Here is a 16,091-nt window from a genome sequence, read left to right as displayed (position 1 = left end):
CATCGGAACCACGACCGTGAATACCCTCGCCACGTCCACCTCGACCGCCGATTCTGCCGCGCCGTTCGAAGCCCGCCTTGTGCGCTTCCCGGCCCAGGTCACGCAGACGGGTGGTGTGCGCGTGGGGTATCGCGAAGCGGGCCAATCGCACGCGCTGTGCGGCGAGGCGTTGCCGCTCGTGCTGCTGCACGGTATCGGTTCCGGGGCCGCCTCCTGGATCCAGCAGCTCGACACGCTGGGCGGCACGCGCCGCGTGCTGGCGTGGGATGCGCCGGGGTATGGCGATTCCACGCCGGTCGCGGCCGCTTCGCCCGTTGCCGCCGACTATGCCGCACGGCTGGCCGGCTGGCTCGACACACTGGGTATCGCACGCTGCGTGCTGGTGGGGCATTCGCTCGGCGCGATCATGGCCGGCGCTTTCGCGGTGGCGAATCCGCAGCGGCTGGCGGGGCTGCTGCTGATTTCTCCCGCAGGCGGCTATGGCGCGTCGAGCGAGGCATTACGCGCGCAGAAGCGCGATACGCGCCTCGCTATGCTGGCGGAACTCGGCCCGGCCGGGCTCGCGGCAGAACGCAGCGCCAACATGCTTTCGCCGCACGCCGCCGACGCGGCGCGGGCCTGGGTGCGCTGGAACATGGCGCGCGTGCTGCCGCACGGTTACGCGCAAGCGACGCATCTGCTCGCGAACGCCGATCTCGCGGCCGACCTCGCGACGTTTCGGGGCAAGGTCGGCGTGGCAGCAGGCGCGGACGACACGATCACTCCGCCCGCCGCCTGCGAGCGGCTGGCCGCAGCGGCGCATGCGCCGTTCGAGATCGTGCCGGGCGCGGGCCATGCCGGCTATATCGAAGCGCCCGCGGCGTATAGCGCGTTGATCGACGCGTTCTGCCGCGCGGCCGAAGAACAACGGAGTTTCTGAATGACGGCCGATCTCGCCCGCACGGCTCCCGATGCCGACGAAGACCGCAGCGACACGAACTATCGCGTGCCCGGTCTGGAACGGGGCCTGCGCATTCTCACCGAATTCTCGCCGCGCGAGCCGGTGCTCGACGCGCCTGAACTGTCGCGGCGCCTGGGCATTCCGCGCACGACGGTGTTCCGTCTCTTGCAGACGCTCGAAGCGCTCGGTTTTCTCGAACGCGCGGAGCGCGAGCGCAACTATCGCCTGGGCGTGGCCGTGCTGCGCCTCGGCTTCGAGTACCTGAGCTCGCTGGAGTTGACCGATCTCGGACTGCCGCTCATCGAAGCGCTGCGCGACGAAACCGGCCTCACCTCGCACATCGTGATTCGCGACGGACGCGACATCGTCTTCGTCGCGAAGGCACAAAGCCACGCACCGATCTTCAGTTCGGTGAAGGTGAACGTGGGCACGCGCCTGCCGGCGCACGCGACCACGCACGGCCAGGTGCTGATGAGCGACTTCACGCTCGACGAGTTGCGCGCGCTCTATCCGGAACCGGCGCTCGAACGCTTCACGCCGCAGACGCCCGATACCGTCGAAGAACTCTTTGCCCGCATCCGTGAGGATGCCGAACGAGGTTACGCCGTGAGCGAGTCGTCGTTCGAGCGCGGGATTTCGGTGGTGTCGGCACCGGTGCGCAACGATACGGGCCGCATCGCCGCCGTGATCACCACCACGATCCCGCGTCCCGCCATCGACGCCGAACTGCTGGACGGCGGCCTGATCGACAAGGTCCGGCGGGCGGCCGCCGAACTCTCGAAGCGGCTCAATTACCGGCCCGGAAGCGGCGCGCAGCCCGCCAACCCGTACATGAAGGCATTGGGGATCAGATGATTCAAATCGACTTGACCGGTCAGGTCGCGGTGGTGACGGGCGGTTCGTCCGGCATCGGGTTCGCGACCGCCGAACTCTTTTTGCAGGCCGGCGCTTCGGTGGCGATCTGCGGCCGCGATGCCGGGCGTCTTGCCCGCGCCGGGAGCGATCTGCGCGAACGGTTCCCGCAGGCGCAGTTGCTCGCCGCGCGCTGCGACGTGCTGGACGCCGGAGAAGTGGCGGCCTTCGCGGGCGAGGTGCAGGCGCGCTTTGGCCGTGCCGACATGCTGGTGAACAACGCAGGCCAGGGCCGCGTTTCCACCTTCGCCGATACCACCGACGAAGCGTGGCGCGAGGAACTCGACCTCAAATACTTCAGCATCATCCGCCCGACGCGCGCGTTCCTGCCGATGCTGCGCAGCGCGGCGAAACAGGGCAAAGGCACGGGCAATGCCGCCATCGTCTGCGTGAACTCGCTGCTCGCGCTGCAGCCGGAGCCGCACATGGTGGCGACTTCGTCGGCACGCGCGGGCGTGCTGAGCCTCATCAAGTCGCTGGCGGGCGAACTCGCGCCGGAGCAGATCCGCGTGAACTCCATCCTGATCGGCATTGTGGAGTCGGGCCAGTGGCGTCGCCGCTACGAAGCGGACACAAACGCGCAGGCAGCGGGCCAAAGCTGGCAGGACTGGACGAGCGAGCTCGCCCGCAAGAAACACATTCCGCTGGGTCGTTTCGGTCGTCCCGAAGAAGCGGCCCAGGCACTGTTTTATCTGGCCACGTCCCTGTCGTCCTATACGACGGGCAGTCATATCGATGTATCTGGAGGCGTAGCACGTCATGTCTAACACAACCACCGTCGGCGAACTGATTGCCGCTTTTCTCGAACAATGCGGCGTTGAGACCAGCTTCGGCGTGATCTCGATTCATAACATGCCGATCCTCGACGCCATTGGCCGCCGCGGCAAGATCCGCTACGTCGGCGCGCGCGGCGAAGCGGGCGCGGTCAACATGGCGGACGGGCTGGCGCGCGTCTCGGGCGGCCTCGGCGTGGCGTTCACGAGCACGGGCACGGCGGCGGGCAATGCGGCGGGCGCGATGGTCGAAGCGCTGACCGCAGGCACGGCACTCCTGCACATCACCGGCCAGATCGAAACCGAATACCTCGATCAGGATCTCGCGTACATCCACGAAGCGCCGGACCAGTTGACGATGCTCTCGTCGATCTCGAAGGCCGCGTTCCGCGTGCGCTCGGTCGAAACCGCGCTGCCCACGATCCGCGAAGCGGTGCGCGTGGCGCGCACGGCGCCGGGCGGCCCCGTGAGCGTGGAGATCCCTATCGACATCCAGGCTGCGATCACCGAATGGCCCGCCGATCTCGGCGCGCCGCACCTCACGGCGCTCACGCACGACGAGGCACGCGTGGAAGAGCTCGCGAATGCGCTCGCCCATGCGAAGCGTCCGCTGCTGTGGCTCGGCGGCGGGGCGCGTCATGCCCGCGCGGCGGTCGAGCGTCTCGTGGCGCTCGGCTTCGGCGTGGTGACGAGCGTACAGGGCCGCGGCGTGCTGCCCGAAGACCATCCGGCGACGCTCGGCGCCTTCAACGTGAGCGGCCCGGTCGAGCGCTTCTACAAGACCTGCGACGCGATGCTCGTGGTGGGCTCGCGCCTGCGCGGCAACGAAACGCTCAAGTACAAGCTCGCCCTGCCGCAGCCGCTCTATCGCGTGGATGCGGACGCGCTGGCGGACAACCGCGGTTATCGCAACACGCTGTTCGTGCACGGCGATTCGGCGGCGGTGCTCGATGCGCTCGCAACGAAGCTCGAAGGCAGGCTGAAGGTCGATCCGCAGTTCGCGGCGGACCTGGCGGCCGCGCGCGAGACTGCGATTGCGGAAACGGCCAGGGGCCTCGGCCCGTATCGCCGCCTCGTGGAGTCGCTGCAGCATGCGGTGGGCCGCGACTACAACTGGGTGCGCGACGTGACGATCTCGAACAGCACCTGGGGCAACCGTCTGCTGAAGATCTTCAGCCCGCGTGCCGGCGTGCACGCGCTCGGCGGCGGCATCGGCCAGGGCATGCAGATGGCGATTGGCGCGGCGCTGGCAGGATCCGCCGCGAAGACCGTGTGCCTCGTGGGCGACGGCGGCCTGATGGTCAACGTGGGCGAACTCGCAACGGCCGTGCAGGAAAAGGCCAACGTGATGATCGTGCTGATGAACGACCAGTGCTACGGCGTGATCCGCAACATCCAGGATGCGCAGTACGGCGGCCGCCGCATGTTCGTCGATCTGCACCAGCCGGACTTCGCCCAGTTCTGCGCGAGCCTCGGCCTGAAGCATTACCGCCTCTCGTCGCTCGACGACGCCGACGCCACGATCCGCGAAGGTCTCGCGTTCGAGGGTCCCGTGTTGCTCGAAGTGGACATGAAGTCGGTGGGTAGCTTCGAGACCGTCTTCGCGGGCCCGCCGGTGCGCAAGGAGGAGCCGCAACATGCCTAATGCCGCGATGCAGGCGCCGGTCGATGTCGCGATGATCGGCTTCGGCGCGATCGGGCAGACGGTGTATCGTGCCGTCGCCGCCGATCCGCTGGTCCACGTTTCGCACGTGATCGTGCCCGAGCAGCACGCACGCCAGGTGCGCGAGGTGGTGGGCGCTTCGGTTGAAGTGGTGTCCTCGGTCGCGGCGCTCTCCCGCCGTCCGCAGTTCGCGCTCGAATGCGCGGGTCACGGCGCGCTCGTCGATCACGTCATGCCGCTCCTGAAAGCCGGCACGGATTGCGCGGTGGCCTCCATTGGCGCGCTCTCGGAAGTCGATCTGCTCGAACGCCTCTCGCTTGCGGCCGACCAGGGCCATGCCACGCTCACGCTGTTGTCGGGCGCGATCGGCGGGATCGATGCGCTTTCGGCGGCGAGACTCGGCGGCCTCGACGAGGTGCTGTACACGGGGCGCAAGCCGCCGCTCGGCTGGCTCGATACGCCGGCCGAGGACGTGTGCGACCTGCGTGCGCTGACCAGCGAGCGCGTGATTTTCGAAGGCAGCGCGCGCGAAGCGGCGCGACTCTTTCCGAAGAACGCCAACGTGGCGGCCACCATCGCGCTGGCGGGCCTGGGCCTCGACCAGACGAGCGTGCGCCTGATCGCCGATCCGGCGGTCGAGCGCAACGTGCACCGCATCGTCGCGCGCGGGGCGTTCGGCGAGATGTCGCTGGAGATGTGCGGCAAGCCGCTGCCGGATAACCCGAAGACCTCGGCGCTCACCGCGTATAGCGCGATTCGCGCGCTGCGCAACCGGGCCGCGTGCTGCGTGATCTGATGAAGTCGTGGCGGGGGCGCCGAAGAAACCGCCCCCGCCGTATGAGGAACTGTGAAATGACTGCTTTCGATACGAGCTCTTTGCGTGACCCGGTGCATGGACTGGTACATGACCAGGTACATGGGCTGGTGCCCAACGGCGACATCCTGATCGGCGGCGAATGGCGTCCCGGGCGCGCGGCACCTTACGCGAGCGTGTATCCGGCCGACCAGTCGCTGAACCTGGAAGTCTCGCAGGCGAGCGCCGAGGACGCCGAAGAGGCCATCGTGGCCGCCGACGCCGCCTGGCGCCGCGCCGACTGGGCCGGGCTCAAGCCGCATCAGCGTGCGCTCGTGCTGTACCGCATCGCCGACCTCATCACGCAGCGTCACGAAGCGCTGGCGAACCTGCAACGTCGCGACAACGGCAAGCCCATCGGCGAAACGCGGGCGCTCGTGGCGAGCGCGGCGAACACGTTCCGCTACTACGCGGCGTGCCTCGAAACGCTCGACGAGGAGCTCACGCCCTCGCGCGGCGACTATCTGACGATGAGCGTGTACGAACCCATCGGTGTCATTGCAGCGATCACGCCGTGGAATTCGCCGATCGCCTCCGACGCACAGAAGCTCGCCCCGGCGCTGGCGGGCGGCAACTCGGTGGTGCTCAAGCCGGCGGAAGTCACGCCGCTCGCTTCGCTCGCGCTCGCACGCATCTGCGAGGAAGCGGGCGTGCCGAGAGGCGTGCTGAGCGTGCTGCCCGGCAAGGGCTCGGTGATCGGCGACGTGCTGGTGCGCCATCCGCTCGTGAAGAAAGTGTCGTTTACGGGCGGCACCGACGTGGGCCGCGGCATCGCACGCATCGCGGCGGAAAAGCTCATGCCGGTCTCGCTGGAACTGGGCGGCAAGTCCCCCACCATCGTGTTCGACGACGCCGACCTCGACCATGCCGTGAACGGCGTGCTGTACGGCATCTTCAGTTCGTCGGGCGAGGCGTGCATTGCCGGCTCGCGTCTGTTCGTGCAGCGCGGCATCTACGACGCCTTCATGAAGCGCCTCGTGGAAGGCGCGCGCAAGCTGCGCGTGGGCGACCCGGCGCAGCCCGACACCCAAATGGGCCCGCTCATCACGGCGAAGCACCGCGAAACGGTGGAGCGCTATGTGGCGCTCGGGCTCGAAGAGGGCGGGCGTCTCCTGTGCGGCGGCGAGCGTCCGGTGGGCGACGGGCGCGACGACGGTTTCTTCTATCAGCCGACCATTCTCGAAGGACTCCAGAACAGTGCGCGCATCTGCCAGGAGGAAATCTTCGGGCCGGTGCTGGTGGCGATGCCGTTCGACGACGAAGCCGCGCTCATCAAGGAGGCCAACGACAGCGTGTTCGGCCTCGCCGCCGGCATCTGGACGCGCGACTACAGGCGCGCCTGGCGCGTGGCGCGCGCGCTGGAAGCAGGCACTGTCTGGATCAATACATACAAACTGTTCTCGATCTCCACGCCGTTCTCGGGCTGGAAGGACAGCGGCATGGGCCGCGAGAAAGGGCGGCTCGGCATTCGCGAATACATGCAGCAGAAGAGTCTCTACTGGGGCTTGAACGACGCACCGCTGCCGTGGGCCAGGGCCTGACACCCGCCTGACACCCGGCCTGACACTTGGCCTGATACACGGCCGGCGCTACTAGAGAGTTTCAACCATGACGATACTTGGCATCGAACAGATTACCTACGGCGTGACCGACCTCGAAACCTGCCGCCGTTTTTTTGCGGACTGGGGCATGAAGGAGGTGGCACACGACGAAGCGCGCGCGCGTTTCGAAACGCTGAACGGCTGCACCGTGCTTGTGGCCGACGCGGCCGATCCGTCGCTGCCCGCCGCTTTCGAAGCCGGCCCGACGCTGCGCGAAGTGACGTGGGGCGTGGCCACGCGCGAAGAACTGGACGCCTTGCGCGAGCGCCTGAAGGGCCAGCCCGGCTATTACTCGACTGACGAGGCCGTGGGCTGCTACGACCCGGCCGGCATGGCGATTCGCGTGGAAGTCACGCGCCGCCGCGAGATCGACGTGAAGGGCTCGCCTTCGAACGTCTGGGGGCAGACGCTGCGCGTCGACCAGCCTTCGCCGGTTTACGAACGTGCCGAGCCGGTAGAAGTGGGCCACGTGGTGTTCTTCACGAACTGCCTCGCCGAGCAGGAGGCGTTCTATCACGAACTGCTGGGCTTCGAGACCTCGGACCGCTATCCGGATCGCGGCGCGTTCATGCGCTGCGCGCCGCACGGCGGCCACCACGACCTGTTCCTGCTCGCGCTGCCCGACGGCAGGAAGGGGCTGAACCACGTGGCGTTCACGGTGCGCGACATCCACGAAGTCTTTGGCGGCGGGCTGCATATCAGCCGCTGCGGCTGGACCACGCAACTGGGCCCGGGCCGGCATCCGGTTTCGTCGGCGTACTTCTGGTACTTCAAGAACCCGGCGGGCGGCCTGATCGAGTATTACGCCGACGAAGACGTGCTCACGCCGGAGTGGCAGCCGCGCGATTTCGAGCCGGGCCCGACGGTGTTCGCCGAATGGGCCGTGGATGGCGGTCTCGACGGCAACACGCGCCGCCAGAAGAACGCGCAGGCGCCGGAGGGCAAGTTCATGACGGAGCGTAAGCAATGAGCACCGAAGGCACGCAGGAGGCGCAGCAAGCGCTTGATGCGCCGCGCACGGTCGTCGTGATCGGCGGTGGCCAGGCGGCGGGCTGGGTCGTCAAGACGCTGCGCAAGGAGGGCTTCGACGGCCGCCTCGTGATGATCGCCGACGAAATCCACCTGCCGTACGAGCGGCCGCCGCTGTCGAAGGCGGTGCTGTCGGGCGATGCGGATATCGAAACCGTGCGCATCGTGAAGCCCGACGAATTCGCGGCGCTGAACGTGGAGGCCTGGCAGCCCGACTGCGCCACGAAGATCGACCGCGCGGCGCGTGTCGTGACGACCTGCACGGGCCGCGAGGTGCAGTACGACCGCCTCGTGATCGCCACCGGCGGCGCGGCGCGCCGGCTGCCGCCGGGCGTCGCGAAGACCGCGCATATCACCTATCTGCGCACGCTCGACGAAGCCGTGGCGCTGGGCGAGCGCCTGCGCGCGAGCCAGCGCGTGCTGGTGGTGGGCGGCGGCTGGATCGGCCTCGAAGTGGCGGCCACGGCGCGCAAGCTCGGCGTCGCGGCCACGGTGGTGGAGGGGGCGCCGCGCCTGTGCGCGCGCTCGCTGCCGCCGCTCGTCTCCGACTTCCTGCTGAACCTGCACCGCGCGAACGGCGTGGACGTGCGCCTGAACGCGGCGCTCGTCTCGCTCGAAGATCACCCGGAAGACGCGGGCCGCGTGCGCGCGACGTTCGCGGACGGCTCGACGCTCGACGCCGATTTCGTCGTGGCCGGCATCGGCCTCGCGCCGCACACGGCGCTGGCGGAAAGCGCGGGTCTGGCGGTCGCGGACGGCATCGTGGTGGACGAATTCGGCGCCACCGCCGACCCCAGCGTGTTCGCCTGCGGCGACGTGGCGAATCATCCGAACGCCTGGCTCAAGCGCCGCGTGCGGCTGGAATCGTGGGCCAATGCGCAGAACCAGGCGATCGCGGCGGCGAAGGCCGTGCTCGGCGTGAAGGTGCCGTATGCCGAGATTCCGTGGTTCTGGTCCGATCAATACGACGTGAATCTGCAGATCCTCGGCGACCTGCCGGCCGACGCCGCGCTCGCGGTGCGCGGCAGCCTGGACGACAGGCGCGCGACGCTCTTCTTCGTGGAAGAGGGCAACCTGCGCGGCGTCATTGCGATCAACGCGGCGCGCGACCTCAAGCTCGCGCGCAAATGGATGAGCCAGGGCCGTGCGGTCGATCTGTCGACCTTGACCGACACCAGCAAGGCGCTTGCCTGAATCAACCCTACGGGAATGGACGAGACGCATGGGAACCATCGATAACTTCATCGGGCGGCAGGGCGCCACAGCCGCGGCAGCGGTTGCGGATGGCAACGAGCCGCATACGCGCGGTTCGATCATCGCGCGGCTGGAACGCCTGCCGACCAATGCGATGCAGGTGCGCGCCCGCATCCTCATCGGCCTTGCCACGTTCTTCGATGGCTTCGACGTGATCGCGATCGCCGCGACGCTGCCGATCCTCATCCAGAAGTGGCACCTCACGCCGTGGGAGATCGGCTTTCTGATCGCTTCCGGTTCGGTCGGGCAATTGTTCGGCGCGTTCCTGTTCCCGTGGCTCGCCGAGCGGCACGGCCGCGTGCGCGCGATTGCGTGGAGTTCGGGCATCATCGGCGTGACGAGCATTGCATGCGGCTTCGCGCCGAGCTTCCTCGTGTTCGCCGCGCTGCGCGTGGTACAGGGCTTCGGCCTGGGCGGCGAACTGCCGGTGGCGGCCACCTACATCAACGAGATCAGCCGCGCGCACGGGCGCGGGCGCTTCGTGCTGCTCTACGAAATCGTGTTCCCGATCGGACTGCTCGCGTCTAATGCGCTGGGTGCCTGGATCGTGCCGCGCTTCGGCTGGCAGGCCATGTACTTCATCGGCGGCATGCCGCTTATCCTGTTCTTCACGCTGCGCCGTCTCGTGCCCGAGTCGCCGCGCTGGCTTGCCGAGCACCATCGTCTGGACGATGCGCATCGCGCCGTGAGCGCTTTCGAGCGCAAGGTGAAAGGTGTGCTCGAACCGATTTCGCAGGCGGCGGAGTTCGACGCGCTCGTCAACCGCCACCCCGAACGCCGCGTGAAGGATCTGTATGGCCCGGCGTATCTGAAGCGCTCGATTGCCGTGGCCATGCTGTGGATGACCTGCGGCTTCATCCAGTACGGCCTCTCCACCTGGCTGCCCACGATCTACCGCACGATTTATCACGCGCCGCTGCAACTGGCGCTGAACCTGGCGGTGGGGGCTTCGGTGCTGGGCGTGCTGGGCTCGCTGACCTGCGCGCTGCTCGTCGACAAGGTGGGCCGCAAGCCCATCATCAACGTCTCGTTCGTGCTGTGCGGGCTTTCGCTCGCGCTGGCGGGGGTGTGCCACGCGATGTCGGTATACGTGGTCGCGACGTTCTGCGCGCTTGCGCTGGGTTTCCTCGCGTGCGGCTTCATTACCGCCTACGTGTATACCCCCGAGCTCTATCCCACCAGCATCCGCGCGATGGGGTGCGGCATGGGCGGCGCGTGGCTCAAGGTGGCGGCGATCTTCGCACCCACCATCGTTTCGAAGACGATGATCGGTGGCAATCTGGACGTGGCGTTCTACATCCTCGCGGCCGTGCCGTTTCTCGCGGCGCTCGCGGTGCACCGGCTCGGCATCGAGACCAAGGGCAAGGTGCTGGAGCAGCTCGAAGCCTGACGAGCGGGAACGTTTCCAGCGGTTTCCATTCAGCAGCACATGGCGCGCCCTCGGGCGCGCCATTTTCATTGCTGAGGCAATCAAATGCCTGCCGGTTTCGACTGAATGTGCGAAGGAACTCGTTCGCCATGCTCAACGAATGACTTCCGCGCGCAGCAGCTTGGTGAGCGTGCCGGATTCGACTATAAAGAAAAGGATCCCCTGGTATTGATCGCGGTGCCTGCCTCGTTCCCCGACCGAGTTGGGTGGGCATGTTGCTGGAAGGGCCGAAGTGCGATGTTTTTAATCCTCATGGGATGAAAATCATGCTCTCGATAGGCCGTCGCGAACCGCGCTGGGCTGCCGGCGCGATCTGTCTTGTCCTTGGCGCCAGCGCTTTCGCCCAGGGGGCGGGCGATGGGGCATCGACCGGCCTGCTGCTCGCCGCCGTTGCGCCGCTGCCCGTCGAAACGGTGATGCCCATTCCAGACGCGGGCCAGTACGTCTTCCACTACGAGATGCAGTATTCGTCTTATCAAGCCGCCACGGAAGGGCTCAAGCCCGGCGACTTCTATGCCGCACCGGTCGCGGCCACCGGGCGCGCCGCGGCGCTGGCGCCCGACCTCCTGCATCTGCAGATGCAGACGCTGCCGGAAGCGCAGTCTTCGGGGCGCTTCAATTCCATTGCGCCCAACGTCGATCTCGTCGACATGTTCCAGTTGATGGACGACGGCACGGGCACGGCGGCGCATCCGCCGCGCCGGCTCGCCATGCTGATCGACGACTGGCGCGTTTCCGCGAGTGCGCATTTCCCCATGCTCGGGCACGAGCACGATACGGGCGCGACCGTGTCCGTGCAGCACAAATTCTGAGCGCACGGCCGCCTGGTTTCCGGCGTTTTTTTCGGCGTTTACTTCCCGGTCGACTCCGCGGCCCACTGGGCCAGCGTGGCGATGGTGTTCATGTTGCGCGCGGTGCCGGCTTTCGCTGCGGCAATGCGCAGCTTCGAGCGTCCCATGCCGTCCTTGTAGTGCACGTAGATCTCGCGTTTGCCGAGCGCAATGGTTTCGGTGCCGAGGCCGCTTACGTTCGCCAGCGTATCGGCGGGCGGCGGGGTATCGAGGAAGATGGCGGCGGTGCGGTCGGGCGCGGCATCGGGGAACGGGTTGGCACCGAGCACCGCGGCGAGTTCGCGGCCGGTGCGCACCAGCACGCCCACTGGCTTGCCTGCGTAATCCGCGAGGCGATCCTCGAACGCGGCCTTCACTTTCGCTTCGGAAAGCGCGCTCTGGAACACGACGTTGCCGCTCGCGATATAGGTGCGCACGTTCGTAAAGCCGATGGCTTCGGCCATGGCGCGCAGCTCGGCCATGGGCAGCTTGCCGGTGCCGCCGACATTCACGGCGCGCAGAAAAGCGACATAGGTTTGCATGCCGCGATTCTAAGGGGTTTCGCAGGGGGGCGGCGCGATGGACGGCCGCCCCATGATGTCGCTCGCGGCTTGCAGCCTGGGGCCAGGCGACTTTGAAGGCCGCCGTCAATTCACGCAGCGCCTGCGCCTGATTGGCGAGCGATGCCGCCGTCGCTGCAGAGCGCCCAGGCAATACGCGCGGCATCTGCACGACCCGTCCGACATGGCGAGGCCGCAGCCGCGCAGTACCGCTCGATAGTTCAGCCCGATGGCGCGCTAGCGGCTCTTGCCGTCCGCCACCTGCCAGCCGCGTGCGAGCAGTTGCTCGCGGATCGCATCTGCCTTTGCCCAGTCCTTTTGCGCGCGCGCCTCGTCGCGTTCGGCCAGCAGAAAGCGGAGGTCTTCCGGCAGCGTCTGTTCCGGTCGCTGCCATTCGCGCAGCCCAAGACCCAGCACCGTGTCGAAGCGATCGACAGTGGCCTTCAATACCGCGGGCGCAAGCCCGCTCCTCACGAGCGCCCAGAGGACGGCCAGCGCGCGCGGCAGGTTCAGGTCGTCATCGATCTGCACTGCGAAGCGCTCGACGAAGCCGGGATCCGCCGTGCCGTCCTCGGGCCACGTCACGTAGAGATGACGCAGCCGGTTCAGTGCGGTTTGCGCGGCATCGAGCGCGGACCAGTCGAAGCGCAGCTTGCTTCGGTAGTGGGCTGTGAGGCACAGATAGCGGTAGGCGAGCGGATCGACGTTTCGCTCGCGCAACGTCGCGAGCCGCACGAAATCGCCGCTCGACTTCGACATCTTCGCGGCATCCATCGTCAGGAAGTGGCCGTGCATCCAGAAGTTGGCGAGGCGCGTGCCATGGGCGGCGGCGGTCTGCGCGATCTCGTTGCTGTGGTGGACCGCAACATGGTCCTCGCCGCCGCAATGAATGTCGAACCACACGCCGAGGTGCTTCGCCGACATCGCCGAGCATTCGATATGCCAGCCCGGAAAACCGCGTCCCCAGGGGCTGTCCCATTCCATCTGACGCTTCGTTCCCGGCGGGCTGAACTTCCAGAGCGCGAAGTCGGTGGCGCTGCGCTTCTCGCCCAGCGCGACGCGCTTGCCCGCCTGCAGGCCCGCGCGATCGAGCCGGGCGAGAAAGCCGTAGTCGTCCTGTTTGCTGGTGTCGAAATACACGCCGTCCGAGGTGCGGTACGTGTAACCGGCACGCTCGATTGCGGCGACGAAGTCGATCTGCCCGGCAATATGATCGGTCGCGCGGCACCATACCGAAGGCGGCAGAAGATTGAGCGCGCGCCAGTCTTCCATGAACGCCTCCGTGTAGCGCGCGGCGACGGCCCACGCCGATTCCCCGGTGCGGCGGCTGCCTTTTTCCATCTTGTCCTCGCCGTCGTCGGCGTCGGACGTGAGGTGGCCCACGTCGGTGATGTTCACGACATGGCGAACCGCATAGCCGTTGAGTTCTAGCACGCGGCGCAGGACATCCTCGAACACATAGGTGCGCAGATTGCCGATGTGCGCGTGGTCGTAGACGGTGGGCCCACAGCAATACATGCCGACGTGTCCGGGCTGTATTGGGGCGAAGGGGCGCACGCTGCGCGACCAGGTGTCATACAAGGCGAGTGGCATCGAACGTTCCGTTGCGACGAGAGTGAAGGAAAAGAGCGGACAAAAAACAAAAAGGCCGCCGGTTTTTCAACGGGCGGCCAGAGGGACATGCGAATGCGATGTTACGGGATGCGCAAGGCGCACCGTCTCCCCGGCATGGTTTGACAACATGCGCGAACGGAAGCGGCGGTGCGGTTGGCGTGACTGGACATGGCATCGATCCTAACGGCTTCTTCGCCTGCCGGTCAACCTTGGCGCATGTGCCTGTCACGGAAAGGAGGGTGAAACGGTATATACTGTTTTTTTCGATCGACCCGTATAACCCGTATAAACAGCATGACTGAACCCACTCTGCGTAAGCCTACGAAGAAGGCTTTCTATTTCCCGACGACGTCTGTCGAAGCTGCCGGCGACCCGGCACCCGTCAAGGCCGGCAAAGCGGCAAAGGCCGCAAAGAGCGCAAAGACCATGAAGGCTGCAAAGAAGGTTTCGAAGAAGGTGGCGAAGAAAGTCGTGATCGAGGCAGCAACTCCGGCCGAGTCCCCGGCGCTGGCCCCGGCCACGACCGAGGCTTCGGGCGACAAGCCGGCTGCGGCAGCTGCGGAGAAGTCCGGGCAAACCGTGAAGAAGGCCGAAGCCGTGGTCGCGGAAGTGGCGGAGAAGGCCCGGGCGAAGAGCTCGAAGAAAGCCGGAGCGAAGAAGGACGCGGTCAAGAAAGACAGCGTGAAGAAAGAAACCGCGAAGAAGGAAAAGGTCGTGCGCGACAGCTTCACGATGCCGAAGGCCGATTACGAGAAGATCGCGGTGCTCAAGAAGAAGTGCTTCGATGCGGGCGTCACCGTGAAGAAGAGCGAATTGCTGCGTGCCGGTCTGCTGCTGCTCGATTCGGCTTCCGGAAAGCGTTTGCTGGCTGCGATCGCCGCAGTCGAAACGGTCAAGACCGGCCGTCCCGCCAAATCGGTCTGATACGGCACATCGCACGAGCGGGCAGGTACAATCCGGGGTCCGCTGTTTCGCTCGACGATTGCCCGATGCCGACCTACCTTGAACTTCTTGCCCAAAAGCGGGCACTCGACGCTCGAATTGAAGAGGCCCGCGCTGAAGCGGCCGCCGAGGCGCTTGCTGCGGCGCGCGCCGCGATTGCCGAATTCGGCTTTACGCCAGAGGATCTTTTCGGCAAGAGCGCGAAGAAGGCGGGAGTGGGGGCAAAGGTCGCCGGACGAGGCGCACGCAAGCCGCGCGCCGCAGAGGCCAGCGAAGGGCGTGCAGGCGGCGAAACGCTGGACCTGTTCGCGCCGGCTGATAAGGTACGCTAAGGCACGCTAAGACGTCGCGCGTCAGCACCACACCACACGGTCGTACGCCACGGTGCGCCGATACACATTCTTGCCGCGCCAGCTTGTGTACTCCATGTAAGCGCAGTCCAGTACGACGATCCAGTTGGTCACTCGCATTGCAGCCCCCATTACTTCTGTCCGGGTTGTGGCGCCCGGTTGTGTAGTCCGGTCTCGAAGCCAGTCTAGAGTGCGAGACCCTGGTGCGATGCCCTGATGAGACATCGATATCGCAGCCAGTTCCTGCGTTCGCTACGCGCTTCTCCCGCATGCCTGCTATAACGGCCAAACCCGCGTCCGGCAACGCTTCGGGGAAACCCGCAGTCCCCTCTACTTCTGTGTAGCATCGCGCGTACCAGCGCAACCGTCGGCGCATGCGCGCGACTCTTGCGCAGACGCGACGAGCCGGCAACTTATGATGCAATGAGACCACAATGTGAAGAAAGGACCGTGCGTTCCCGCACGCGGTGAAGCGCATTGCGCGTATCGAGCGCATTCAGCGATAAGCCGGCTGCGGCGCCACGGCGAGGCCGATCACCCATCCCACGTAGAAGCGGAAATCGATCGTGTATTCGGGCCACGAATACAGGGCGAAACCGTGCGTGCCGAAGCGCGACAGCGCGAGTTGCAGCAACCCCGCCACCACGAGCCAGACAAGGGCGACGACCGCCGTGGCTTTCGCGCAGCGTACGAACGGGGGCTCGGCACCGTCCCTGCGCACGACGAGATAGCCGTAAATGAGAATGGCCGCGCAGGGCAGCGCCGTTGTGAGGCTATCGGAGAAGTCCCACTGATAAGCGGGACCGACCATCAAGATCGAAGCGAACGCGATCATGAACAGGGGTGCCCGGGCCCAGATAGCTTTTCTCGCGCATAGCCATGCCAGCGTGGTGGTAAAGGGGATCCACGCCCACTGGATCACGGCGGCAATGGCGTACGCCATGCTGTCCTTCTCCGCGTAGTCCGATGGCGGATGCTCGATGAACGCCGCAATGGCCTCGTGCACGAACACGGCGAGTACGGCGAGACCGAACGCCACCAGCGTCGCCTGGGTGGTCGGCGCATGCGCGTGCGCGAGGCGCAAGCGAAATGCGCGCAGCCGTTCGGTCAGGGGTTCCACGAAAAAGGCGATGATGCCCCCGGTCACGATCACCGAGCCGATGCCCGCCCAATCCAGCTTGTGGAGATTGGCCAGCAGTCCTTGCCAGATGAATTCCGGCGCTACCGAGCAGATGGACACCCAGAGGGCGAACGAGAGCGCGTGCGCCATCCGTGCGACCGGTGCCGTTTCGTGCGAAGAGTTGGCCGTTTCCATCGTATCGCCCGACAAAGAACGTTCGT

The 16,091-nt window shown here is 66.5% G+C and carries 15 protein-coding genes; 12 read left to right on the top strand and 3 right to left on the bottom strand.

What is annotated here, in order from left to right; genetic code table 11:
- Nucleotides 1–16: 16 nt before the first annotated feature.
- The 10 genes from U5760_RS16860 to U5760_RS16815 all read left to right on the top strand — a co-directional run bounded on the left by U5760_RS16860 (nt 17) and on the right by U5760_RS16815 (nt 11,266).
- Nucleotides 17–919 (top strand): alpha/beta fold hydrolase, encoded by a 903-nt coding sequence (locus U5760_RS16860; protein WP_322013598.1) that lies wholly within the window; start codon nt 17–19, stop codon nt 917–919.
- On the top strand, nt 920–1,795 hold the full coding sequence (locus tag U5760_RS16855; RefSeq protein WP_322013346.1) for an IclR family transcriptional regulator: 876 nt from the start codon (nt 920–922) through the stop codon (nt 1,793–1,795). It abuts the gene before it with no gap.
- Nucleotides 1,792–2,619 carry an SDR family oxidoreductase gene (locus U5760_RS16850; RefSeq protein ID WP_322013344.1) on the top strand — a complete coding sequence of 276 codons (828 nt, stop codon included), beginning with the start codon at nt 1,792–1,794 and terminating at the stop codon, nt 2,617–2,619. The genes U5760_RS16855 and U5760_RS16850 overlap by 4 nt, the downstream gene beginning before the upstream one ends.
- A complete protein-coding gene (locus tag U5760_RS16845) occupies nt 2,612–4,270 on the top strand; it encodes a thiamine pyrophosphate-binding protein (protein WP_322013342.1) in 1,659 nt (552 codons plus the stop codon). Before U5760_RS16850 ends, U5760_RS16845 begins: the two co-directional genes overlap by 8 nt.
- On the top strand, nt 4,263–5,084 hold the full coding sequence (locus U5760_RS16840) for an aspartate dehydrogenase (RefSeq protein ID WP_322013341.1): 822 nt from the start codon (nt 4,263–4,265) through the stop codon (nt 5,082–5,084). The genes U5760_RS16845 and U5760_RS16840 overlap by 8 nt, the downstream gene beginning before the upstream one ends.
- Nucleotides 5,085–5,140: 56 nt before the next feature.
- Entirely contained in the window at nt 5,141–6,682 is a 1,542-nt protein-coding gene (locus U5760_RS16835) for an aldehyde dehydrogenase (protein ID WP_415914119.1), read from the top strand.
- A gap of 67 nt (nt 6,683–6,749) precedes the next feature.
- The gene (locus U5760_RS16830; protein WP_322013339.1) at nt 6,750–7,712 is read left to right on the top strand and encodes a VOC family protein; all 963 of its coding nucleotides are present in this window, start codon (nt 6,750–6,752) and stop codon (nt 7,710–7,712) included.
- On the top strand, nt 7,709–8,965 hold the full coding sequence (locus tag U5760_RS16825; protein WP_322013337.1) for an NAD(P)/FAD-dependent oxidoreductase: 1,257 nt from the start codon (nt 7,709–7,711) through the stop codon (nt 8,963–8,965). The genes U5760_RS16830 and U5760_RS16825 overlap by 4 nt, the downstream gene beginning before the upstream one ends.
- A 28-nt stretch (nt 8,966–8,993) precedes the next feature.
- Nucleotides 8,994–10,415 (top strand): MFS transporter, encoded by a 1,422-nt coding sequence (locus U5760_RS16820; protein WP_322013336.1) that lies wholly within the window; start codon nt 8,994–8,996, stop codon nt 10,413–10,415.
- Nucleotides 10,416–10,720: 305 nt separating this feature from the next.
- Nucleotides 10,721–11,266, top strand: coding sequence for a hypothetical protein (locus U5760_RS16815; RefSeq protein WP_322013334.1), 546 nt, complete (start codon nt 10,721–10,723; stop codon nt 11,264–11,266).
- A 38-nt stretch (nt 11,267–11,304) separates the two neighbouring features.
- Here U5760_RS16815 and U5760_RS16810 read toward each other — a convergent pair whose 3' ends face one another.
- Both U5760_RS16810 and cysS read right to left on the bottom strand, forming a co-directional pair.
- Entirely contained in the window at nt 11,305–11,826 is a 522-nt protein-coding gene (locus tag U5760_RS16810; RefSeq protein ID WP_322013332.1) for a DUF1697 domain-containing protein, read from the bottom strand.
- Nucleotides 11,827–12,081: 255 nt separating this feature from the next.
- A complete protein-coding gene (gene cysS / locus U5760_RS16805; RefSeq protein ID WP_322013329.1) occupies nt 12,082–13,437 on the bottom strand; it encodes a cysteine--tRNA ligase in 1,356 nt (451 codons plus the stop codon).
- Between the two features lie 315 nt (nt 13,438–13,752).
- On the opposite strand from cysS, the gene U5760_RS16800 reads away from it, so the two are divergent.
- Both U5760_RS16800 and U5760_RS16795 read left to right on the top strand, forming a co-directional pair.
- Complete coding sequence (locus U5760_RS16800) at nt 13,753–14,382, top strand: hypothetical protein (protein ID WP_322013328.1); 630 nt, start codon at nt 13,753–13,755, stop codon at nt 14,380–14,382.
- A 65-nt stretch (nt 14,383–14,447) separates the two neighbouring features.
- Nucleotides 14,448–14,732 carry an H-NS family nucleoid-associated regulatory protein gene (locus U5760_RS16795; RefSeq protein WP_322013326.1) on the top strand — a complete coding sequence of 95 codons (285 nt, stop codon included), beginning with the start codon at nt 14,448–14,450 and terminating at the stop codon, nt 14,730–14,732.
- A gap of 514 nt (nt 14,733–15,246) precedes the next feature.
- Here the strand turns inward: U5760_RS16795 and U5760_RS16790 are convergent.
- Entirely contained in the window at nt 15,247–16,065 is an 819-nt protein-coding gene (locus tag U5760_RS16790) for a hypothetical protein (protein WP_322013325.1), read from the bottom strand.
- Between the last annotated feature and the right edge of the window lie 26 nt (nt 16,066–16,091).

The organism is Paraburkholderia sp. J12 (assembly GCF_905220215.1).
Taxonomy (GTDB): domain Bacteria; phylum Pseudomonadota; class Gammaproteobacteria; order Burkholderiales; family Burkholderiaceae; genus Paraburkholderia.
The sequence above is the reverse complement of the archived record's forward strand: the minus strand, read 5'-3'. Positions and strand labels throughout refer to the sequence as shown.